This window comes from Sphingobium sp. SJ10-10, from assembly GCF_036038995.2.
In the GTDB taxonomy this organism is placed as follows: Bacteria; Pseudomonadota; Alphaproteobacteria; order Sphingomonadales; family Sphingomonadaceae; genus Sphingobium.
The window spans coordinates 2,472,453-2,494,588 of the sequence record NZ_CP158132.1; the positions used below are offsets into that span (position 1 = coordinate 2,472,453).

General features: G+C 62.9%; 23 protein-coding genes. 15 read left to right on the plus strand and 8 right to left on the minus strand.

The genetic code is table 11. From position 1 onward, the window contains the following. Positions 1 to 9: 9 nt before the first annotated feature. The 3 genes from VVT58_RS11990 to VVT58_RS12000 are packed head-to-tail and all read left to right on the plus strand — an operon-like array spanning position 10 to position 3,368. Positions 10 to 1,581 carry a recombinase family protein gene (locus tag VVT58_RS11990; protein ID WP_327752830.1) on the plus strand — a complete coding sequence of 524 codons (1,572 nt, stop codon included), beginning with the start codon at positions 10 to 12 and terminating at the stop codon, positions 1,579 to 1,581. A 3-nt stretch (positions 1,582 to 1,584) separates the two neighbouring features. After that, positions 1,585 to 2,478, plus strand: a complete 894-nt coding sequence (locus VVT58_RS11995; RefSeq protein ID WP_257543375.1) for a plasmid partitioning protein RepB C-terminal domain-containing protein — start codon at positions 1,585 to 1,587, stop codon at positions 2,476 to 2,478. Next, positions 2,475 to 3,368 carry a plasmid partitioning protein RepB C-terminal domain-containing protein gene (locus VVT58_RS12000; protein ID WP_257543377.1) on the plus strand — a complete coding sequence of 298 codons (894 nt, stop codon included), beginning with the start codon at positions 2,475 to 2,477 and terminating at the stop codon, positions 3,366 to 3,368. The genes VVT58_RS11995 and VVT58_RS12000 overlap by 4 nt, the downstream gene beginning before the upstream one ends. A gap of 63 nt (positions 3,369 to 3,431) precedes the next feature. Here VVT58_RS12000 and VVT58_RS12005 read toward each other — a convergent pair whose 3' ends face one another. Genes VVT58_RS12005 through VVT58_RS12015 form a run of 3 tightly spaced genes read right to left on the minus strand, consistent with a single transcriptional unit; the run spans position 3,432 to position 5,387 of the window. Further along, positions 3,432 to 3,776: a helix-turn-helix transcriptional regulator gene (locus VVT58_RS12005; protein WP_327752829.1), complete on the minus strand. Its 345-nt coding sequence runs from the start codon at positions 3,774 to 3,776 to the stop codon at positions 3,432 to 3,434. Then, the gene (locus VVT58_RS12010; RefSeq protein ID WP_257543382.1) at positions 3,769 to 4,128 is read right to left on the minus strand and encodes a type II toxin-antitoxin system RelE/ParE family toxin; all 360 of its coding nucleotides are present in this window, start codon (positions 4,126 to 4,128) and stop codon (positions 3,769 to 3,771) included. Before VVT58_RS12010 ends, VVT58_RS12005 begins: the two co-directional genes overlap by 8 nt. A 41-nt stretch (positions 4,129 to 4,169) precedes the next feature. Further along, the gene (locus VVT58_RS12015) at positions 4,170 to 5,387 is read right to left on the minus strand and encodes a tyrosine-type recombinase/integrase (protein WP_295531121.1); all 1,218 of its coding nucleotides are present in this window, start codon (positions 5,385 to 5,387) and stop codon (positions 4,170 to 4,172) included. Positions 5,388 to 5,784: 397 nt separating this feature from the next. On the opposite strand from VVT58_RS12015, the gene VVT58_RS12020 reads away from it, so the two are divergent. Both VVT58_RS12020 and VVT58_RS12025 read left to right on the plus strand, forming a co-directional pair. Then, positions 5,785 to 6,324 carry a glycoside hydrolase family 108 protein gene (locus tag VVT58_RS12020; RefSeq protein WP_087574284.1) on the plus strand — a complete coding sequence of 180 codons (540 nt, stop codon included), beginning with the start codon at positions 5,785 to 5,787 and terminating at the stop codon, positions 6,322 to 6,324. A gap of 11 nt (positions 6,325 to 6,335) precedes the next feature. Continuing rightward, a complete protein-coding gene (locus tag VVT58_RS12025; protein WP_066553349.1) occupies positions 6,336 to 6,596 on the plus strand; it encodes a 3TM-type holin in 261 nt (86 codons plus the stop codon). 39 nt (positions 6,597 to 6,635) lie between these two features. Here the strand turns inward: VVT58_RS12025 and VVT58_RS12030 are convergent, their stop codons facing one another. After that, positions 6,636 to 7,517: a LysR family transcriptional regulator gene (locus tag VVT58_RS12030; RefSeq protein ID WP_087574285.1), complete on the minus strand. Its 882-nt coding sequence runs from the start codon at positions 7,515 to 7,517 to the stop codon at positions 6,636 to 6,638. A 99-nt stretch (positions 7,518 to 7,616) separates the two neighbouring features. On the opposite strand from VVT58_RS12030, the gene VVT58_RS12035 reads away from it, so the two are divergent. Further along, positions 7,617 to 9,128 (plus strand): acetyl-CoA hydrolase/transferase family protein, encoded by a 1,512-nt coding sequence (locus VVT58_RS12035; RefSeq protein ID WP_087574286.1) that lies wholly within the window; start codon positions 7,617 to 7,619, stop codon positions 9,126 to 9,128. Positions 9,129 to 9,743: 615 nt separating this feature from the next. Here VVT58_RS12035 and VVT58_RS12040 read toward each other — a convergent pair. Further along, the gene (locus VVT58_RS12040; RefSeq protein ID WP_087574287.1) at positions 9,744 to 10,292 is read right to left on the minus strand and encodes a hypothetical protein; all 549 of its coding nucleotides are present in this window, start codon (positions 10,290 to 10,292) and stop codon (positions 9,744 to 9,746) included. A 322-nt stretch (positions 10,293 to 10,614) separates the two neighbouring features. On the opposite strand from VVT58_RS12040, the gene rpsM reads away from it, so the two are divergent. The 8 genes from rpsM to guaA all read left to right on the plus strand — a co-directional run bounded on the left by rpsM (position 10,615) and on the right by guaA (position 19,071). Beyond that, entirely contained in the window at positions 10,615 to 10,983 is a 369-nt protein-coding gene (gene rpsM, locus VVT58_RS12045; protein WP_066553341.1) for a 30S ribosomal protein S13, read from the plus strand. A 76-nt stretch (positions 10,984 to 11,059) separates the two neighbouring features. After that, a complete protein-coding gene (rpsK, locus tag VVT58_RS12050; RefSeq protein ID WP_004208752.1) occupies positions 11,060 to 11,449 on the plus strand; it encodes a 30S ribosomal protein S11 in 390 nt (129 codons plus the stop codon). A 122-nt stretch (positions 11,450 to 11,571) separates the two neighbouring features. Continuing rightward, complete coding sequence (locus tag VVT58_RS12055) at positions 11,572 to 12,636, plus strand: DNA-directed RNA polymerase subunit alpha (RefSeq protein ID WP_066553338.1); 1,065 nt, start codon at positions 11,572 to 11,574, stop codon at positions 12,634 to 12,636. A 172-nt stretch (positions 12,637 to 12,808) separates the two neighbouring features. After that, entirely contained in the window at positions 12,809 to 13,234 is a 426-nt protein-coding gene (rplQ, locus tag VVT58_RS12060; protein ID WP_066553334.1) for a 50S ribosomal protein L17, read from the plus strand. Positions 13,235 to 13,348: 114 nt separating this feature from the next. Beyond that, positions 13,349 to 15,532, plus strand: a complete 2,184-nt coding sequence (locus VVT58_RS12065; RefSeq protein WP_087574288.1) for a prolyl oligopeptidase family protein — start codon at positions 13,349 to 13,351, stop codon at positions 15,530 to 15,532. A gap of 85 nt (positions 15,533 to 15,617) precedes the next feature. Beyond that, complete coding sequence (locus VVT58_RS12070; protein ID WP_254911473.1) at positions 15,618 to 16,148, plus strand: hypothetical protein; 531 nt, start codon at positions 15,618 to 15,620, stop codon at positions 16,146 to 16,148. 67 nt (positions 16,149 to 16,215) lie between these two features. Further along, positions 16,216 to 17,469 carry a TCR/Tet family MFS transporter gene (locus VVT58_RS12075; RefSeq protein ID WP_237229903.1) on the plus strand — a complete coding sequence of 418 codons (1,254 nt, stop codon included), beginning with the start codon at positions 16,216 to 16,218 and terminating at the stop codon, positions 17,467 to 17,469. Positions 17,470 to 17,511: 42 nt separating this feature from the next. Next, positions 17,512 to 19,071, plus strand: coding sequence for a glutamine-hydrolyzing GMP synthase (guaA, locus tag VVT58_RS12080; RefSeq protein ID WP_066553321.1), 1,560 nt, complete (start codon positions 17,512 to 17,514; stop codon positions 19,069 to 19,071). Between the two features lie 112 nt (positions 19,072 to 19,183). Here the strand turns inward: guaA and VVT58_RS12085 are convergent, their stop codons facing one another. Further along, positions 19,184 to 19,450, minus strand: a complete 267-nt coding sequence (locus VVT58_RS12085; RefSeq protein WP_066553319.1) for a DUF6356 family protein — start codon at positions 19,448 to 19,450, stop codon at positions 19,184 to 19,186. 104 nt (positions 19,451 to 19,554) lie between these two features. Here VVT58_RS12085 and VVT58_RS12090 point away from each other — a divergent pair, with 104 nt between their 5' ends. Further along, on the plus strand, positions 19,555 to 20,742 hold the full coding sequence (locus VVT58_RS12090; RefSeq protein WP_087574290.1) for an aminotransferase: 1,188 nt from the start codon (positions 19,555 to 19,557) through the stop codon (positions 20,740 to 20,742). Here the strand turns inward: VVT58_RS12090 and VVT58_RS12095 are convergent. Beyond that, positions 20,697 to 21,206: a hypothetical protein gene (locus VVT58_RS12095; protein ID WP_087574291.1), complete on the minus strand. Its 510-nt coding sequence runs from the start codon at positions 21,204 to 21,206 to the stop codon at positions 20,697 to 20,699. The genes VVT58_RS12090 and VVT58_RS12095 overlap by 46 nt on opposite strands. Positions 21,207 to 21,290: 84 nt before the next feature. Beyond that, the gene (locus VVT58_RS12100; protein ID WP_087574292.1) at positions 21,291 to 22,085 is read right to left on the minus strand and encodes an SDR family oxidoreductase; all 795 of its coding nucleotides are present in this window, start codon (positions 22,083 to 22,085) and stop codon (positions 21,291 to 21,293) included. Positions 22,086 to 22,136 lie beyond the last annotated feature (51 nt).

The following is a 22,136-nucleotide window of genomic DNA, read 5'->3' on the forward strand; positions in this document are numbered from 1 at the left end:
GCGACCACGATGGTCATTGAATGGAAAACAGACGATGAATTCCGATCAGACGGCTCGCCACCAAAGCGGGCCGCTGAATATGTCCGTATGTCCACCGATCATCAGCAATATTCGACTGACAATCAGGCGACAGCAATACGCGCATATGCCGAGAGGCGGGGATTCGAGATTGTCCGCACCTATGCCGATGAAGGCAAAAGTGGCCTTCAAATTGGCGGGCGCGATTCCCTGCAACAGCTTCTCGCGGACATCGACGGCGGCAACGTCGATTTCGAGGCCGTTCTCGTTTATGACGTTAGCCGGTGGGGGCGTTTCCAAGACCCGGATGAAGCGGCCTATTATGAGCTGCGCTGCAAACGCGCCGGGATCACCGTTCACTATATCGCCGAACAGTTCGAGAACGACGGCACCATTGGTTCGTCGATCATCAAAACCGTCAAGCGGGCGATGGCCGGTGAATACAGCCGCGAATTGTCGGTTAAGGTGTTTGCGGGGCAATGCCGCCTTATCGGCCTTGGCTATCGCCAAGGTGGCGCACCTGGCTTCGGGCTGCGCCGGATGCTTGTCGATGAACGTGGCCAGCACAAGGGCATTTTGGCCCGTGGCGAGCACAAGAGCATCGCTACGGATCGGATCGTGCTGGTGCGGGGGCCGGATGAAGAAATCGCGACTGTCCGCGACATCTACCGCCAGTTCGTCGAGGACGGCAGATCGGAACGGCAAATCGCCGATTGGCTGAATGCCCAAGGCATCCGCTCCGACTTAGGGCGTGCATGGACGCGCGGTGCGGTCCACCAAATTCTCATCAACGACAAATACGCCGGTCACAACGTTTGGGGCCGCACATCCTTCAAGCTGAAAACCCGGCACGTTCGCAATGATCCATCGGACTGGATCAGGCACGACCAAGCATTTCCGGCCATTGTGTCGCAGGAGTTGTTCGAGCAAGCCCGCCGCATCATCGAGGAGCGGTCAAAGCGTCTGACCGACGATGACATGCTCGCGCTGCTGTCAGAAGCCTTGAAAAAGAACGGCTACCTGTCCGGCCTTATAATCGACGAATTCGAGGATGGGCCGTCCAGCAGTGCCTACCAGTCCCGCTTTGGCAGCCTGTTGCGCGCCTATTCACTTATCGGCTTCAGCCCCGACCACGATTATCGCTACATCGAGATCAACCGCGAATTGCGCCGGATGCACCCGTCGATTGTCAGGGACGTGATCGAGGGCGTGCGTGCCGCAGGCGGCACCGCGATCCAGAATCTCGAAGATGACACGCTGACAATCAACGACGAGATCACCGCCTCCATCGTTATCGCCCGGTGCAAGCTGACACGCGGCGGCCTCCGCCGCTGGAAAATCAGGCTCGACGAGACCTTGCGCCCTGACCTCACAATCTGCGTCAGAATGGACGAGGACAATATGACCGCGCACGACTTCTATATCTTGCCGCGCATGACCCTTGAGGAAAGCGTGCTGCGGTTGGCCGACCACAACGGCCTGTCGTTTGACGCATTCCGCTTCGACGCGCTGGATGGATTGTTCACCTTGGCGAAGCGCGTGCCATTTCGGCAGGCAGCATAAGCCGTGGCGCTGCCCGCCCAGCGCGTCGAGATGATCCCGATTGACCGGATCACCGTCGTCAATCCGCGCCTGCGCAACAAGAAGGTATTCAAGGGCATCGTCGAGAACATCGCCGAAGTTGGCCTCAAACGCCCGATCACCGTCACTAGTCGCCATGGCGAGGATGGACCGCTCTATGATCTTGTCTGCGGTCAGGGCCGCCTTGAGGCCTTCCGGCAACTTGGCCAGCTAGAAGTGCCTGCCTTGATCGTGACCGCCGATCAGGAAGATTGTTTCGTCGCCAGCCTCGTCGAGAATTGCGCCCGCCGTCAGCATCAGGCCGTGGACTTGTTGCAAGACATCCTCGGGATGCGCGGGCGCGGCTATTCCGACAACGAAATCGCCGCCATGACCGGGCTTTCCGCCAATTATGTCTATATCGTGGGAAGGCTTTTGGAACGCGGCGAGCGGCGTCTAGTCGCTGCCGTGGAGGCGGGCTATCTCCCCATATCCGTCGCCCTCGAAATCTGCGAAGCCGACGATCAGGGTGTGCAGGCCGCGTTGCACAAGGCCTATGAAGACAATCTCCTGCGCGGCCGCGCGCTGATCGCCGCACGCCGTTTGGTGGACGTGCGAAAGCGGTCTGGCAAGGCCGCCAAACTCACCAAGCTGGTAGGCAAAGATGCAGCGACAACACCCGAGGGGCTGGTGAAGGCCTTTCAGGAGGACACCGAACGAAAGCGCATGATGATCCGCAAGACAGAGGCGACCCGCAATCGCCTCGTCTTCATCGTCGAAGCGCTGAGCCAGCTATCGAACGACGAAACTTTCGTTGCGATCCTTGAAGATGAAGGGCTTGCAACGATTCCGGCCCGGCTTGCGGATCGGATTCACAAAGTCAGGATCAGCGTCCAGTGACCCGGAGCAATCGGCAGCGAAAAATCAAGCTGGCCTTTGAACAGACCAGTTTGCGGATTCAGCTTGGCGAGATCGAGCTTCTACGCGCGATGCCAGAATCGACCCGGAAATCGCCCAAATACGGCCAGATCGCGGCATCAATCACCGAAGTCGGCATTATCGAGCCGCCCGTCGTCGTTCGCGTGCCGGGGAAGGACGAGCGATACCGGCTGCTAGACGGGCATATCCGCATCGACATTCTGAAGGCGCGCGGGGACAAGGATGTTGTATGCCTAGTGGCGACCGACGACGAGGCCATCACCTACAATAAGCGCATCAGCCGCATGGCTATCGTTCAGGAACATAAAATGATCCTGAAGGCTCTTGAGAAGGGCGTTTCAGAGGAGCGCCTTGCGCGGGCGCTCAACGTCAACATTTCGAGTATTCGCAGCAAACGACGCTTGCTGGACGGAATTTGCGACGAGGTAGCAAAGCTGTTGCAAGACCGGATGGTGCCTCTCAACACATTTCGCGAGATGAAAAAGCTGCGCCCCATGCGGCAGATCGAAGTCGCCGAAACCATGATCGCGATGAACAGGTTTTCATGGCCCTATGCCAAGTCGCTTGTTGCCGCCACGCCGCAGCATCTGTTGACCAGCGAAAAACGCAAGACCGTGCGGGGTCTCAGCGATGAGCAGATCGAGCACATGGAACGGGAAGCGACAAACATCGACCGCGAGTTCCGCATGATCGAGCAAAGTTACGGAACCGACCATCTCGATTTGGTTTTGGCGACCGGCTATCTGGCCCGCATGACGGAAAACGTGCGCGTGGTTCACCACCTTGCCCGCTGTCACCCCGAACTGTTGGCCGAGTTCCAGCGGATCGTGCAACTCCGCGAAGCAGCGTAACCGTTCAAATCGCCTACAACACCCGCAGCATTCACGCCCTTCGCCAATGTCGGGCCTCGGACTTCACGCAGCAAGCGGCGATGCCATCTGCCCCTTCGCCGGACGCGCACGAGGTGCGACCGAAATCCTCACGCGGACATCCCGGTTGAGCCGGTCGAGAATACGCATCAGCCGGTCAATGGTGAAACGGTCGAGTTTGACCTGGCGGATGCGCGAGAAATCCGCAGCCGCGATGCCGGTGCGCGCCTCGGCATCGCGCACCGTCAGTCCCTCGCTATCGAGCGTTTTGACGATTTCAGCGGCAAGGATAGCGCGAAACTGACGAAGGTTCGCGTCGGGCACATCGAAATCGGCAAAGACGTTGCCGGAACCACGGACCAGCTCGAAATCGTCATCATGGTCAGCCATCGAGCATCTCCTTCAACCGCTTGATACGCTCGCGCACGAGGTCGATTTCGTGGCGCGGCGTCGAAATTCCCTTGGTCGATTTCTTCTGGAAGGCATGAACCACCCAGATGTCGTCGCCCACTTGCAGCGCGTAAACGACGCGATAGGCGTCGCCGCGCTCCTTGATCGCCAGTTCCCACACACCTGCCCCAAGTCCGGCGAGCGGCTTGGCGATTTCCGGTGTCCCACCATCTGCCACGACAGTCAGGGCATCAAACGCCCGATTCATGGCCCGGTCGGGAAACGCCTCAAAATCCTTCCGCGCCGCCTTAATCCAAGAGATTGTGCGAAGGGTGTTACGCGATTTCGTCATATGTAGTCATATCTGCCAACAAAGTCAATCTACGATAACCGTCATGCCGCCGCTGCAAGGGACGTTCGGCGATCAAGCACCTCAACCGCCTTCAGCTTATGTTCGGGAGCGAGATGGGCATAGCGCAACGTCATGGCATAGTCGCTATGGCCGAGCAGCTCGCGAACGGTATTCAGATCGACACCCCCCATCACCAACCGCGATGCAAAGTGATGGCGCATGTCATGCCAACGGAATGCGGCAATGTCGGCATCCTTGAGCAAACGACGCCAAGAGAAGTTCACGCGATCAAACCGCTCCCCCGCTTCATTGAGGAACACCAACCCGTCCGCTTCTTCTGCCTGTGCACGCCAACCCTGCAGGACCAGAGTTGCCTCCCGGTTTAGCGGAATATGGCGCGTCCGCTTGGATTTGGCGGTAGCTCCTGTCACGGTCAGAATGCGCCGGTCGAGATCGACGTTGGACCATGTGAGATCGAACAATTCACCGCGACGGCAGCCAGTGTTGATTGACAGCAGGATGAGCGGCTTCACATGATCGGTGAACATTACCGTTCGCAGGCTGGGGAGCAGAACATAGCCGCGTTCACGCCGCCAATGATTGGCAGAATCGCGTTCGGCGCGACGGCGCTCCTCACGCGCATCCATCGCAGCGCGAAGCCTCTTCTCTTCATTGTCGTTGAGGAACCGGACCTTGAGGCAGTCGTCCGTTTTCGACTTCTTGACCTTGGCGAGAGGATTGGCCGAAATCAGTTCCCAATCGACAGCGCGATTGAGCGCTGCCTTGATCGACGAAATATCGCGGTTGATGGTTTCCAAACTGAGGCCTCGCTCAATCTCACTGGCGCGCCACTTCTCGACATCCAGCCCTGTGATTTCATCCAGCCGCTTATTCAGCAAGGACTTGAAAGCCGTCGCCAGCCGCTTGAGGTTCTGCGCGTGCGCCCGCTGATTGGCCTTCGCCCAGATTTTATAGTCGCCATCAAGGAAGTCTTGAAAGGTCGGGACGCCCGGCTTTGGCTTGCGTGCTTCTATAGGGTCAATCCCGCGATAAACATCAGCAAGGATCGTGCGGGCGCTCTCACGCGCATCGGCAACGCCGAGCACATCTGCCCGTCCGAGGAAGACCCGCTTCCCACGCCCGTATTCGCAATACCAAGATTTTACGCCCGATGGCATCACTCGCAGCACCAACCCCTTTAGCCTCGTGTCGCGATGCTCGACTTTGGAAGCCGGAACGGGCAACTTGTCGATTGCCATTTGGGTAAGTGCCACACGCATCGTCTACCGCCTTTGCTTGGTCCGCGAATCATTCTGGTGGTGCGCTGGTGGTGCAACTTGGTGAAACAAGGCGCATCAAAATGGCACCGCGCGCAACGCCCTAAGTTATCAAAAAGTGGCTGATTTCTTAGGGAAAATCAAGAATTATCGGAGCAATTGCGTTGCACCATGAACCCCCAAAAAAAGCGGCTGGGGGTGTGGGGGTCGGAGGTTCGAATCCTCTCGTCCCGACCAAATAGACGATTAAGGCGTCAGGCGCCTTGCCAACCTCCTCCATCTTAAATTCCCGTTTGCGCCGGCCGGCGCTTTTTTGCTGTCCTACAACGAACCAAATGGGATAAATAATCCGCCTTTCTGCAACAGGAGGGCGGGTTTCATGGATATTTCGACTCTGATCGATGAGGTGATCGCGCGGGAGGGGGGGTATGGCAACCATCCGGCTGATCGCGGCGGGCCTACCAAATTCGGGATCACCCAGGCGGTGGCGCGGGCCAATGGGTTTATGGGCGATATGCGCACCTTCCCCCGCGGCGTGGCGGAGGCGATCTATCGGCGGCTTTATTGGGAGAAGCCGGGTTTCGCCTTTGTCGCGGAACTGGCGCCCAAAGTCGCCGCGGAACTGTTCGATACGGCGGTGAACATGGGGCCGGGGACGGCCGGCGGCTTCCTCCAGCGCGCGTTGAACGCGCTCAACCGCAATGAAGCGGACTATCCCGACCTGAAGGTCGATCAGTCGGTCGGCGCCAAGACCCTCGCGGCGCTGGGAGCGTTTCTGAAGCTTCGCGGCAAGGCCGGGGAGCGGGTGCTGATCGTGGCGCTCGAAGCCCTGCAGGGGGAGCGCTATATGGCGCTGGCGGAAAAGCGGCCGGCCAATGAAGCCTTTCTCTATGGCTGGCTGGCAAACCGGATCGGGTAGGGGAAACTCCCATGACGAGGCGAATTGCGGAAGACCGGTGGACGCTGCGGGCGCGGCCGGCCTTTCTCTATGTGATGTACGGCTTGCTGCTCTGGTCGGTGCCGCTGGGGCTGATCGGCGGCGTGCGGCCAGATATGGCGGCGGGGATCATCCGGGCGATGCGGGCTTACTTCAACGCATTGCCGGAGCCGCTCTATGCGCTCTTCGGCACAGGCTATCTCGGATATACGGCGGCGCGGGCCTGGGGGAAGGCCAAGGGGGTGGAGCGGTAGCGCCGAATATTTCCCGATTTCCCCCGAAACGAATGAAAGTCAGGGTCGTTCGCCCGGGAAATTGGCCTTGAGGAAGTCCAGCACCACGCGGGCTCTTGGCGGCAGGCGTTTGTGCGAGGGGTGGACGGCCCATATGTCGAGCGGGGCGATGTTGCTGTCGGGAAGGACGGGAACCAGCCGCCCCGCTTCGATGTCGCCCTTTACCCGGATCGCGGGGAGCAGCGCGATGCCAAGGCCACTCAAGGCCGCGCGGTGGACGGCTTCGCTGCTGTCGCTGCGGAAGGTGCCGCCGACCACCCTCTCCCGCCCGTCGATCGTCCAGCGGGCGGGCACATCGCCATAGGCATAGGCGATGCAGATATGGCCGGAAAGATCCTCGGCGGTGGCCGGGGCGCCATGATCGGCCAGATAAGCGGGATGCGCGACCAACAGGCGCGGCAGCATGCCCAGCGGATGGACGACCAGGCTTTCATCGCCCACCGGACCCACGCGCAACGCAAGATCGAGGCGATCCTCCACCACATCGCGCTGCCAGTCGGTCATCGCGCAATCGAGCTGAAGCGCGGGATAGCAGGCGGTCAGCTCGCCCAGCCGCTCGACATAATAAAGGCCGAGCGCGGTGGTGAAGCCGATGCGCACGAGGCCGCTCGGCTGGTTGCGGACCGGGCCGAAATCCTGCTCCGCCACGTCCAGCGCATCCAGCATCGCGCGGGCGTGAACCAGCAGGCGGTCCGCCTCCGGAGTAGCGATCAGCCTGCGCGTGGTGCGATGGAACAGGATCGTGCCGAAATGCGCCTCCACCTGATCGAGCCGTCGCGCGATGGTGGTGTGGCTCGCATGCATTTCTTCGGCTACGCGGGAGAAATTGGGTTTTTCGCATAGTCGGACGAATGTCCGCATGGCGATCAACAGATCGGACATTTGAACGCTACTCGCACAGATATTGTGCGGCTTATCCTTATTGTCAGCAGAGCCGAAAAGCCAGAAGCCATCGCGCAGGAAAGCAGGAAGAGGATGCCCATGACCGATCGCATCGCCCATGCGGGGCTGGCCGCCAAATGCCGGACGGCCGAGGAAGCCGCCGCACTGATCCATAACGGCATGACCGTCGGGATGAGCGGCTTTACCGGCTCGGGCTATCCCAAGGCGGTGCCGCTGGCGCTCGCCGCGCGGATGACCGCCGCCCATGCTGCGGGCGAGCCTTTCCGGGTGAAGGTATGGACCGGCGCGTCCACCGGGCCGGAGCTGGACGGCGCGCTGGCGCAGGCCGACGGCATCGAGTTCCGCCTGCCCTACAACAGCGATCCTATTGCCCGTGAGCGGATCAACAGCGGGCATATGCAATATTTCGACATGCATCTGAGCCAGGTGGCGCCGATGGCGTGGCAGGGCTTTCTGGGCGATCTGGACGTCGCCGTGATCGAGGTGACGGGAATCACGGCCGAGGGCGAGCTGATCCCCTCCGCCTCGGTCGGCAACAACAAGACGTGGATCGACCGGGCCAAGGGCGTGATCCTGGAGGTCAATCGCTGGCAGAACCCCGCGCTGGAAGGGATGCACGACATTTATTACGGCACGGCGCTGCCGCCGCATCGCCAGCCCATCCCGCTGGTGCGCGCCGACCAGCGCATCGGCCAGCCCACCTTCCGCTGCGATCCGGACAAGGTGATCGCGGTGGTCGAGACGGACGCGCCGGACCGCAACGCCCCCTTTACCCCACCCGACGACAAGGCGCGGGCGATCGCCGGCCATTTGCTCGAATTCCTGAGCCATGAGGTGAAGAAGGACCGCCTGCCCGCCTCGCTGCTGCCTCTGCAATCGGGCGTCGGCAATATCGCCAATGCGGTGCTGACCGGCCTGATCGACGCGCCGTTCGAGGATATGGTCGCCTTTACCGAAGTAATCCAGGACGGCATGCTGGACCTGCTCGATACGGGCAAGCTGCGCATGGCGAGCGCGACGTCCCTGTCGCTGAGCCCGGAGGCAGCGGCCCGGCTGAATGCGGATATGGGGCGCTATCTGGACCGGATGATCCTGCGGCCGCAGGAGATCAGCAACCATCCCGAGCTGGTGCGGCGGCTGGGCTGCATCGCGATGAACGGACTGATCGAGGCGGACATTTACGGCAACGTCAATTCGACGCATCTGATGGGGTCGCGGATTCAGAACGGCATTGGCGGGTCTGGGGACTTTGCGCGCAACGCGTTCCTGTCGATCTTCACGACGCCGTCGACCGCCAAGGGCGGCGCGATCTCCGCCATCGTGCCGCATTGCAGCCATGTCGATCATATCAACCAGGATGTGCAGGTGATCGTGACCGAGCGGGGGCTGGCGGACCTGCGCGGGCTGGCGCCCCGGCAGAGGGCGGAACTGATCATGGAAAATTGCGCGCATCCGGACTTCCGGCCGATGCTGAAGGATTATTTCAAGCGGGCGATGGCCGGGTCGTTCGGGCTGCAATCGCCCATGTTGCCGGGCGAGGCGCTGGCCTGGCACCAGCGTTATATCGATACGGGCACGATGCGGGGGTAGGGGCATTGGCCCGACGCTCAATCCAGACAGGCTTGCACCCCACCCTACCGGATTGATCGTCAACCAGCCTTCAGCCAGCATCATGCCCCGGCGGGTCTGCGAGCGCACGCGCAGACCCGCCAATTTTCCGTGGAACAGTTGCCAGCCAAAGCGCGACAAATCGTAAACAACGATCTTGCCAGAAAATGAGAGGGGCCGTTGGGTGGTCTACCCAACGGCCCATCATTGACATGGTCAGCGGCCGGAAGCGCCGCCCAAGGGAAACGATAATCGCGCTATTTTCCAGATACGATGCTTCGCCCGCGAAAACCGCAGTCGACAGTCACCGAAATTCTGCAAAACCGACGCTAACGGCGTCGCTCAGCGGCGCGTTCCCCGAATGGACTTGACCGACCCCATTGCTGAACCATGAGACATCGGATCACCTCCTTTCGCTAGTTGAAGCCCCTATAGCCGTTCCCGGTACTGGTCCTTCGCCGTCTATGAAATGATATGTGAATCAGACGGGCCGCATGTTCAAGGCTTGTAAAATTCTTTTTTCGAATCATACTTCTACGTCCGCATTTTACAGGCGATTTGCTTTGAAAATCGCGGAAACTCCCTGAAATCAGAGGCTTAGGCGCGGCAATCCTCGACGACGCGGCCGACCTCCGCCCAGGCGGGCAGGATCAGCGTGGGCAGACCCTGCACCTCGACCGCAAAACGGCCCCGGCTATAGGCGATTTGATCGAGCGCCGCGTCGTTGGCGGCGCGGATCGCCTGCGTCGCAGGGACCGTCCCGGCGGCCGCGCTGGCGGGCCAGCTCACCGCGCCATAGCTTGTCCGTAGCGTCATCGCCGGCTGGGCGATGCCAGGGCGCAAAAGGCTGATGCGTCGCATCGTCTTGTCGCAACGAATGACGAACAGGCTGCTTTGCGCATCGGCGCCGAACAGGGCGACCGATCCGGCGCCGTCGACCTGATAGCGCCAGTCGCCGGACGTGGTGTCGCGGTCCTGCCATTGGAGCGGCGCAGGTGGAGGCGGCGCCGACTGCGGCGCCGGAACAGGCCGGGGCACAGGGGCCGGGGCGGGCCGCTCGGACGCGCCAACGCAGGACGCCAGCAGAAGGCAAGCGGTCGGGATGGCGATGGGCGCCAGCGCGGCGGAGGGCAGAGTGAAGCGCATCCCCCCTCCATGCCCCAGGGAAAGGGATTGCATCAACCGAAAAGGGCGGGATGATGCGTCCGCTCCGGCCGGATGAGCGGGTCCGAAGAAGCGCTAGATCTCACCGCTTTTGCGCCGACCCGTCATTGACAGTCTGGGATCGAATCGGTAAGGGCACCCCTTCCCAATACGCTGACAAGCGGCAGTGCGGTGGCACTGGCCGTCTTTTTTGCGTCTTGGGGTCTATCGAATCGGTTGCGAATCCTTATTCAAGGATTTTCAGCCCTGACGCTTTGAGATGGGGCGGCGCCAACCGCCCCGTGGAGCAGGAGTACAGAATACCATGGCACGTATTGCGGGTGTCAACATCCCGACCAACAAGCGCGTGATCATCGCGCTCACCTACATCCACGGCATCGGCCGCAAGACCGCCGCCGACATCGCTGACAAGCTGGGCATCGACCACAGCCGCCGCGTTCAGGATTTGTCGGACGCCGAAGTCCTGCAGATCCGCGAAGCGATCGACGCCGACCTTACGGTCGAGGGCGACCTGCGCCGCGAAACCGCGATGAACATCAAGCGCCTGATGGATCTGGCCTGCTATCGCGGCCTGCGTCACCGCAAGGGTCTGCCGGTCCGCGGCCAGCGCACGCATACCAATGCGCGCACCCGCAAGGGCAAGGCCAAGCCGATCGCCGGCAAGAAGAAGTAATCGTTGAGGGTCGAGCCTTTGGCATGACCCTCCGGCGACTTCTACTTTCAAACGATTTCAGTAGGATAGAGCAAAAATGGCACGCGAACCCCAGCGCATCAAGCGCCGCGAACGCAAGAACATCTCGGCCGGCGTCGCGCACGTCAACGCCAGCTTCAACAACACCATGGTGACCATCACCGACGCCCAGGGCAACGCCATCTCGTGGTCCTCGGCCGGCATGATGGGCTTCAAGGGCAGCCGCAAGTCGACCCCGTACGCCGCGCAGGTCTGCGCCGAAGACGCTGGCCGCAAGGCAGCCGAACATGGCGTGCGCACCCTGGAAGTCGAAGTGAAGGGTCCGGGTTCGGGCCGTGAATCGGCTCTGCGCGCTCTGCAGGCCGTCGGCTTCCACATCACCTCGATCCGCGACGTGACGCCGATCCCGCACAACGGCGTGCGTCCTTCCAAGCGCCGCCGCGTCTGATCATCGACGCCAAGGCTTTGGCGGGCGGCGGACGCGTCGCCCGCTTACCCATCTGCATCGGTCGGAACGTCCTGTCGGGTCAGGATTTTTGAACGTTTCGGCCTCATCCCCAGGGGAAATACATGACTGTCAACATGAAGAACTGGCAGGAATTGAAGAAGCCCAACAGCCTTGAGATCAAGGTGGCGGGCGACGGCAAGCGCAAGGCGACGTTCGTCGCTGAACCTCTGGAGCGCGGCTTCGGTCTGACGCTTGGCAATGCGCTGCGCCGGGTTCTTCTGTCCTCGCTCCAGGGCGCGGCGGTCACCTCGATCAAGATCGAGAACGTCCTCCACGAATTCTCCTCGCTCGCCGGCGTGCGCGAAGATGTGACGGACATCGTCCTCAACATCAAGCAGGTCGCGCTGCGCATGGAAGGCGACGGTCCGCGCCGTCTCCAGCTGTCCGCCACCGGCCCTGCCGAAGTGCGCGCGGGAGACATCATCACCGTTGGCGACATCGAAGTGATGAACCCCGATCTGGTGATCTGTCATCTGGACCAGGGCGCGACCCTCAACATGGAACTGACCGCTGACATCGGCAAGGGCTATGTCCCCGCCGTTGCCAACCGTCCGGCGGACGCCCCGATCGGCCTGATCCCGATCGATGCGCTCTACTCGCCGGTCCGTCAGGTCGCCTACAAGGTCGACAATACCCGCGTCGGCCAGGAACTGGACTATGACAAGCTGTCGCTGACGCTCGAGACCGACGGCACCGTCACGCCGGAAGACGCGGTGGCCTATGCCGCCCGCATCCTGCAGGACCAGCTCCAGCTCTTCGTCCACTTCGAGGACGCGCTGCCCGTCGCCGCTCCGGCCGCCGGTGCCTCTGCGGGTGCCTCGGCTGGCGAAGGCGAAAGCGACGCGAACCAGATCAACCGCTATCTGCTCAAGAAGGTGGACGAGCTGGAACTGTCGGTCCGCAGCGCCAACTGCCTCAAGAACGACAACATCATCTATATCGGCGATCTGGTCCAGAAGACCGAGGCCGAGATGCTGCGCACCCCGAATTTCGGCCGCAAGTCGCTCAATGAGATCAAGGAAGTGCTGTCGTCCATGGGCCTGCGCCTGGGGATGGACATCCCCGGCTGGCCGCCGGAAAATATCGAGGAAATGGCCAAGAAGCTCGAACAGGAGCTGCTGGGCTAATCCTTTTCCCCTCTCCCGGACACGCGGAGAGGGGAATGAACACCCCCATGGACATGGCTCCATGGACGGTGTGAACTTCGCCTGTTTTTCAGGCAGGGGAACGGCGGCGCCCCCGATTGCCGCCTGGTCTGGGCTACCTCAAACGGGCCCTTAACGAACGAAGGAAGACAAAATGCGTCACAAGGTTGGTCATCGCAAGCTGCAGCGCAGCGCCGGGCATCGTAACTCGCTGCTCCGCAACCTCGCGGCTTCGCTCATCAAGCATGAGCAAATCCTCACCACCACGCCCAAGGCGAAGGAACTGCGTCCCTACGTCGAAAAGCTGATCACCCTCGCCAAGAAGGGTGGCCTGTCGAACCGCCGTCTGGCCCATGCCCGCCTGCAGGACGATACGCAGCTCACCAAGCTGTTCGAAGTCCTGGCCGAGCGTTACAAGGATCGCAATGGCGGCTACACCCGCGTGATCAAGGCCGGCATCCGCGCTTCGGACGCGGCGCCGATCGCGATCATCGAGCTGGTCGACCGCGACGTCGACGCCAAGGGTCAGGATTCCGGTCCGGTCCAGAGCGCCGACGCCGACGAGCTGGAAGCGGCATGATCCGCTGATACCGCTTACTCAAAAGTGGTAATTTGATTTCAGAACAGGCCGTGGCTTGATAAGGGCCACGGCCTGTTTCGTTTTGTTTCCATCGGGATAGGGGAAAAAGAGAGGATGCGCGGCTTTGGCTGGCTTGCTTTGGCGTCGCTGTTGCTGGCCGCCCTTCCCGCCCACGCAGAGCCGGATGCAGCCGCCAGCGCCGCCAAGGCCAGCGCCAAAAGCTCCGGACTGCACTATCCCGCCGCCAGACGGCTCGATCTGGTCGAGGATCATTTCGGGGTCAAGGTGACCGACCCTTATCGCTGGCTGGAAAACGACCTGCGCGGCGATCCCGCCATTCGCGACTGGGTAGCACAGGAAAACCGCCTCACCCGCCGGTTCATCGACGCCCTGCCGGGCCGCGACATCCTCAAGACGCGGATGCAGGCTCTGCTCGCCCATGGCCGCTACACCATCCCGCGCAAGGCAGGAGGGCGCTACTTCTACGGCTATAACAAGGGGCTGCAAAACCAGACGCCGCTTTATGTGCGCGAGGGCATCAATGGCCAGCAGCGCCTGCTGATCGACCCCAATGACTGGGCCGAAGACGGGTCGGACGCGCTGGCGGAATGGGCGCCCTCCCCCGACGGCCGCTTCCTGCTCTATGCCGTGCAGGAGGCCGGAAGCGACTGGCGCACGCTCAAGGTGCTGGACGTAGCCACCGCCAGGCCGCTCGACGACGCGGTGCAATGGGTGAAATTCTCCCAGCTCGCCTGGGACGGACAGGGGCAGGGCTTCTTCTATTCCCGCTTCGCCGCGCCGCAGGATGGGGCCAGCTTTCAGTCCTCCACGGTCGGGCAGCAGCTTTATTATCACCGCCTCGGCACGTCGCAGGCACAGGACCAACTGATCTACGCCACCCCCGACCAACCCCGGCTCAGCCACATGGCGCAAGTGACCCAGGACGGCCGCTGGCTGATCATCAGCAGTTTCCAGGGCACCGATCCGCGCCGGGAGCTGCATCTGGCCGAACTGACCGGCGGCAAGGTGAAGATCCGATCGCTGGTCAAGGGCATCACCAATGACTGGCGGCTGATCGGCAGCCGGGGGCCGACGCTCTATTTCATCACCGATCAATATGCCGCGCATCTCCGCGTCGTCAGCATCGACGCCCGCTATCCCCGGCGCAGCGGCAAGCAGGTGGTGGCCGAACGCATGGATACGCTGGCCGGCGGATCGCTGGTGGGGGACCGGCTGATCCTCGCCTATCTGTCCGATGCGGAAACCGTGGCGGAGCTGGTCGACCTGAACGGGCGCAAGGTCAGCGACGTGCCGCTGCCCGGCATGGGCACGGCGGCAGGCTTTGGCGGACGCGACGGCGACCCGGAAACCTTCTTCAGCTTTTCTGGCTTCACCACGCCGTCGAGCATCTATCGCTTCGATACCGCGACGCTGCGGTACGAGCTGTTCGCGCGGCCCGACCTGCCCTTCAATCCCGACGATTACGGCATCGAGCAGATCAGCTACCCGTCGAAGGACGGCACGATGATTCCGATGACGGTGATCCGCAAGAAGGCGCTGGCTCTCGCCAAGACCCCCGCGCCGACTATCCTTTACGGCTATGGCGGCTTCAACATCGCGCTGACGCCCGGCTATTCGGCCACCCGCATGGCCTGGCTGGAGCAGGGCGGCGTCTATGCCATCGCCAATCTGCGCGGCGGCGGGGAATTCGGCAAGGCGTGGCATGACGCGGGTCGCCTCGCCAACAAGCAGAATGTGTTCGACGACTTCATCGCGGCGGGCGAATATCTGAAGGCCAATGGCTATACGACGAAAGACGGCCTGGCGGTCGAGGGGCGGTCCAATGGCGGCCTGCTGGTCGGGGCGGTGGTGAACCAGCGGCCCGACCTGTTCGCCGCCGCCCTGCCCGCCGTCGGGGTGATGGACATGCTGCGCTTCGACCGCTTCACCGCCGGGCGCTATTGGATCGACGATTATGGATCGCCGGACCGGGAAGAGGATTTCCACCTGCTCTATGCCTATTCGCCCTATCACAACATCATCGGCGGCAAGGATTATCCGGCGATCCTCGTCACCACCGGCGATACCGACGACCGGGTAGTCCCGGCGCACAGTTTCAAATATGCCGCCGCGCTTCAGGCAGCGGAGCTGGGGCCGAAACCGCGCCTGATCCGGATCGATACCAAGGCCGGCCATGGCTCCGGCAAGCCGGTCGACAAGCTGATCGACGAATATGCCGACAGCTATGCCTTCGCCGCGCAGTTCACCGGGCTGCGGATACGCGACGAACCGAAATAGCCGTTCAGCACTCTGACAGCCGGACAGGCATAGCACTCCTGCAAAACTGGTTGAGGGACGCGGGCCGATGAACAGGACAAGGTGGATGACGGGATCGCTGATGACGCTGGCGCTGCTGACGGGCGGCGCGGCTTCGGCGCAGGCATTCCAACCACGGCAAAGCTCTCCGCAGGAACAGGACGACCTGTCCGACGAGGCGCAGCCGCCCGCCGACGAGCCTCAGACGCCCGAGGATCAGGCAAGCCCACCCCGCGCCGACGATGATTTTTCGGACGTCGTGGCGGCGGATCAGGAGCCCGCCCGTTCCGGCCCCCAATCCGATCGCTACGGCCGGCAGGACGATCCCGCCGCCACCCCGGCCGATCAGGCCAGCGAGGAAGCGATCACCCATTGCGCCCTCGCCGCCCGCGACGAAGCCGAACGCGACGGCGGTTATGCCGAAGTGCGCCAGGTGCAGGAACCGCGCGAAACCCGCGGCGGCTATGATGTGGAGGGAGATGTCGAGGTACGCTCCGGCTGGCGAACGCAGGACGGCAGGTCGCAGCATTTCACCTGTTCGGTGCAGAACGGCCGGATCGCGGATGTCTATTTCCGCCGGGACCGCGCCGCGCGGTAACCGGCCTCAAAGGCTTGGCAGGGCGAGGCGGAGTCTCTAGGCGAGAAACTCGTCCAGGAGTTTTCTCGTGCCCGCCCGCATGCCCCATCGCCAAACCGCCGCGATCGCCTTCATATTGGTGACGGCGCTGCTCGACGTCATGTCGATGGGGATCATCATCCCGGTGCTGCCGCAGCTCATCGAAAGGCTCTCCGGCTCCAATGCGGCGGCGGGGATGTGGAACGGGCTGTTCGTCGCGCTCTGGGCGGCGATGCAGTTTCTCTGCTCGCCCGTGATCGGGTCGCTCTCCGACAGGTTCGGGCGGCGGCCGGTGATTCTGGTTTCGGTGGCCGGGCTGGCGCTTGATTTCCTGCTGATGGCGCTGGCGCCCAATCTCTGGTGGCTGGCGGTGGGGCGGATGCTGGCGGGGGTGACGTCCTCCAGCTTTACCTCGACCTTCGCCTATATGGCCGACATCACCCCGCCCGAAGGCCGGGCGCGGGGCTATGGCCTGATCGGGGCGGCGTTCAGCGGGGGCTTTGTCGCCGGACCGCTGCTGGGCGGGGTGCTGGGCGAGATTTCGCTGCGGGCGCCTTTCTGGGCGGCGGCGGGATTGTCGGGGCTGGCCTTTCTCTATGGATTGTTCGTGCTGCCGGAATCGCTTGGCGCGGACAGAAGGATGGATTTTTCGTGGAAGCGGGCCAATCCCTTTGGCGCGTTGCGACTGCTGCGGTCGCATCCGGAACTCTCCAGCCTGGCTGTCGTCAACTTCCTGCTTTATTTCGCGCATCACCTCTTCACCGCCGCGTTCGTGCTTTATGCGGGTGACCGCTACGGCTGGGGGGCGTGGCAGGTGGGGGCGCTGTTCGCGCTGATGGGCCTCATGGACATGGGCGTGCAAGGGGTGCTGGTCGGGCCGGTGGTGAAGCGGCTGGGCGATCGGACGACGATGGTGATCGGGCTTGGCTTCGGCGCGGTCGGGATATTGGCCATGGGGTTGGCGTCGACGGGCTGGCTGTTCGTCGCGGCGATGTTCCCCAATGCGCTCTGGGGACTGGCGATGCCGACCATCCAATCGCTGATGACGCAACACGTGTCGGAGTCCGAGCAGGGCCAGTTGCAGGGCGCGAACAACAGCGTCGGCTCGATCGCGGGCATAGTGTCGCCGCTGTTCTTCGGGGCGGTTTATTCGATGTCGGTGGGCGCCAAGCCGCTGCTGCCCTTCATCGGCAGCGCTTTCCTGATCGCCGCGGCGGTATTGGCGGGCGGCGCGCTGCTGGGATGGGCTGCGGGGCGGGCGCAGGACGCGGCTTCGCTGGACAAGGAAGCCCAAGCGCACTAACCGGGCGCGAATCCCTTCCACTGGACATATAAAGGCGATTCGATGACGCTGCCCCTTCAGGATTCCATCCTTATCGTGGACTTCGGCAGCCAGGTGACGCAGCTCATCGCGCGCCGCGTGCGCGAGGCGGGCGTCTATTCCGAGATCGCTCCGTTCAATAGCGCCGCCGAAGCTTTCGAGCGGCTTAAGCCCAAGGGCATCATCCTGTCCGGCGGCCCCTCCTCGGTGATGTGGGAGGATTCCCCTCGCGCCCCGCAGCATTTCTTCGAGGCGGGCATTCCGATCCTGGGCATCTGCTACGGCCAGCAGACGATGATGCAGCAGCTTGGCGGCAATGTCGAAGGCGGCGAAAGCGGCGAATTCGGCCGCGCCTTCATCGAGGTGAAGAAGGGCTGCGCGCTGTTCGACGGCCTTTGGACCGACGGCGAACGCCATCAGGTCTGGATGAGCCATGGCGACAAGGTGACGCAGCTTGCGCCGGGCTTCGAGGTCGTGGCGGTCAGCGAGGGCGCGCCCTATGCGATCACCGCCAACGAGGAAAAGCGCTTTTACGCGACGCAGTTCCACCCCGAGGTCGTCCACACCCCCGACGGCGCGAAGCTGCTCGCCAATTTCGTGCGCCATGTCTGCGGGCTGGCGGGCGACTGGACCATGGCGGAGTTCCGCGCGACCAAGATTGCCGACATCCGGGCGCAGGTCGGTGAAGGCCGGGTGATCTGCGGGCTTTCGGGCGGCGTCGACAGCGCCGTCGCCGCCGTGCTGATCCACGAAGCCATTGGCGATCAGCTGACCTGCGTGTTCGTCGACCATGGCCTGATGCGGCTGGGCGAGGCGGAGCAGGTGGTGAGCCTGTTCCGCGAGCATTATGGCATCAAGCTGGTCCATGTGAATGCCGAGGAGCGCTTTCTGGGCGGCCTTGCGGGCCTGACCGACCCGGAGAAGAAGCGCAAGTTCATCGGCGGCGAGTTCATCGCGGTGTTCGAGGAAGAGGCGAAGAAGATCGGCGGGGCGGACTTCTTGGCACAGGGCACGCTCTATCCCGACGTGATCGAATCGGTGTCCTTCACCGGCGGGCCGTCGGTGACGATCAAGTCGCACCACAATGTCGGCGGCCTGCCAGAGCGCATGAACATGAAGCTGGTCGAGCCGCTGCGCGAACTGTTCAAGGACGAAGTGCGCGTGCTGGGCCGCGAACTCGGCCTGCCTGAGATTTTCGTCGGGCGGCACCCCTTCCCCGGCCCCGGCCTTGCCATCCGCATTCCGGGCGAGGTGTCCAAGGACCGCTGCGACATCCTGCGCAAGGCGGACGCGGTCTATCTGGAGGAAATCCGCAACGCCGGGCTCTATGATGCGATCTGGCAGGCCTTTGCGGTGCTGCTACCGGTACGGACCGTGGGCGTGATGGGCGATCACCGCACCTATGACTCGGTTTGCGCGCTGCGGGCAGTGACGTCCACCGACGGCATGACGGCAGATATCTACCCCTTCGATGCCGCCTTCCTCAGCCGCGTGGCCACACGGATCATCAATGAGGTGAAGGGCATCAACCGCGTAGTTTACGATTATACGTCGAAGCCGCCGGGGACCATTGAGTGGGAGTAAATCGGATCAAATGACCGTCCGGGGGACGGTCATCCGATTTACTCGGCACCGCAAGGTGCCGCAGCCTTTACAGAACCAAAAGCCGCCTCAACCGGGCGGCTTTTTCTATGCCTCAAATCTCATAATCCGGCCGCCATTGCGGGCTCAGATAAGCCGGCTGCTGTTCCGCCAGATCGGGCTGGCGCTGGCGCATTTCGCCATAGAGCCGCTTGACCGTGGCGCTGCCGGTGCGGGTGAAGAAGGCTGGCACCAGCCCGTGGACCATGCAGGCGAACCCCGCCCGCACCATCAGGAAACCGAAGCGCGTCGCCACTTGAAAATGCTGGCCGTAGCTTTCGTTCACGTCTCTGGGATGTTGCAGGAACAGGCGGTCGATCATCTTTGCTCGCTCGTGACGATGGGAAAGGCGGCATAATAATGCATCGGAAGGCGGAAGGAGAGAGCCGATCGCATGCAACTTGACCCCTCGCCCCAAAAACCGGCATGTCGACCGGCATGAGCGCTCGCGATCCTCTCGGCCATCCCGTCTATCGGAACATGCCCACCACCATCTTCGAAAAAATGTCGGCCCGCGCCAGGGAAACCGGCGCGATCAATCTGGGGCAGGGCTTTCCCGACGCCCAGGGACCGGAGGAGATCCTGCGTGCCGCCGCCGATGCGCTGCTAACCCGATCCAACCAATATCCGCCCATGGCGGGCATTGCCGAACTGCGCGAGGCGGTGGCAGCGCATTATGCGCGGCATCAAGACCTCGACCTCACGGCGCAGGAGGTTATCGTCACCTCCGGCGCGACCGAGGCGATCGCCGCCAGCCTGCTCGCGCTGGTCCGGCCGGGCGACGAAGTGCTGGTGCTGGCGCCGCTTTACGACGCCTATCTGCCGCTGATCGAGCGCGCCGGCGGCGTAGCGCGCGTCCTTCGCCTTACCCCGCCCGACTGGCGGATCGGGCGTGACGCGCTGGAGGCCGCCGTTACCGGAAACACCCGCTTCCTGCTGATGAACAATCCGGTGAACCCCACCGGCATCGCCCTGCGCGACGAAGAACTGGCGCTGCTGGCGGCGTTTTGCGTGGAGCATGACCTGATCGCAATCTGCGATGAGGTGTGGGAGCATGTCACCTTCGATGGCATCGCGCACAAGCCACTGATCGGCTTCCCCGGCATGCGGGAACGGACGGTGAAGATCGGATCGGCGGGGAAGATCTTCTCGCTCACGGGCTGGAAGGTCGGCTGGATGTGCGCCGCGCCGCCCATAGCCACCCTGCTGGCGCGGGCGCATCAGTTCGTCACCTTCACCACCCCGCCCAACCTGCAATGGGCGGTGGCCGAGGGGCTGACAAAGCCGGAAGGCTGGTTCACCGCCATGCGCGAGGGCTATCAGGCATCGCGCGACCGTCTGGTAGAGGGACTGCGCGCGGCGGGCTATGTCGTGAATTCCAGCGCCGCCACCTGGTTCGTGACCGTCGACCTGCCCGCTTCGGGCATCGATATGGATGACGTCACCTTCTGCGAGCGGATCATTGATGAAGCAGTTGTCGCGGCGATCCCGATTTCCGCCTTCTACCCCGCCGATCCGGTGACGCACCTCGTCCGCCTCTGCTTTTCCAAGGCGGACGAGGTTCTGGATCAGGCGGTGGCGCGATTGGCGGCGTTCCGCTCGTCCTTGGCCTGAGCGCGCCGCAGCAGCGCCGCGCCGAGGACCAGCATCGCGATCAACAGCAGGACCTGCCCGGCGAGCATGACGCTGGGTGCCAGAGCGCTCAGCACCGCCACCTTCTGAAACGCCTGCACCACCAGCACGAACAGGTTGAGCCATAGCGCCACGGTCGCGCTGATCGCATAGGCCGCCCGCGCCCAGCTTGCTCGGTCGAGGTTGAAGAGCGCGACGAAGGCCACCGCCAGATCGACGGTCGAGATCACCCCTACCCCGATTGCGGGCGTGAAGCCGTGAAAGGGGAAGAGGAAACCGGTGAGGCTGGTGAGCAGCGTCGTCACCAGAAACACCGCCTGCGTGCGCGGCACCCACCAGCCCCGCGCCATGGCGGGGAGAGCGATGAGGCCGCTGACGATGCCGATCAGGCTGATGCCGACATGCAGCGCGATGAACTGCGGCAGGGGGATGAGATCGAGGATCATGTCACGCCTCCTTGATGAAACCGTCGCTCTCCTCCCCGTCATTCCCGTTTTCGCGGATATGACGGGGAGGAGAGGTGCGCCATATTACTCCACCGCTTGCATCACCCCATAGCGGGGCGCCGCATGGGCGAGCGACAGATTGGGCCGCAGCGCCGCCCTGGCCGCCAGATAAGCGTCAAGCTGCGCATTGTCGGGCAAGGCGGGAATCGTGATCGGCTCGCCCATGTCGAAACCGGCGAGCGCGGCATCCACCATCTCGCCCGCTTCCATCACCATGGACGGCGGAAAGTTGGCGAGTTGCTCATCGCTCCAGATCGCGGTCCGCGTGATTCCGGGCAGCACCGCCTGCACGCGCACGCCCTTGGACCCCAATTGCGCCTGGAGGGCTTCGGTGAAGGCCAGCACGAACGCCTTGGTCGCGGGATAGACGGCACTGAAGCTCTCCGGCATCAGCGCCGTGACCGAGGTGATGTTGATGATCGCCCCCGCTCCCTTTTTCGCGAGGCGCGGCGCGATGGCGGAGGAGAGCCGCGTCACCGCCAGCACGTTGAGGTCGATCATGCCGGTCAGATGGGCGGGGTCGGTGTCAACGAAGCCGCTCTCGCCCGCGATCCCGGCATTGTTGACGAGGCCGGTGATGCTGTCGTCATCGCGCAGCCGGGCTTCGATCCGGGCGAGGTCTTCTGGGTCAGCGAGATCGGCCGCCAGCACCTCGACATGCACGCCGGTTTGGGCGTGCAGTTGGTTGGCGAGATCGGCAAGCTTGTCCACGCGCCGGGCGACGAGGATCAGATTGGCGCCGCGCCGGGCGATCCGGTCGGCATAGATCGCGCCGATCCCGTCCGAGGCGCCGGTGATGAGGAATGTTTCCTGAGCCATGGTCGTTTCCTTGCAGTAAGCACAGCGTCGGGGGCGCGAAGTCCCCCTTCG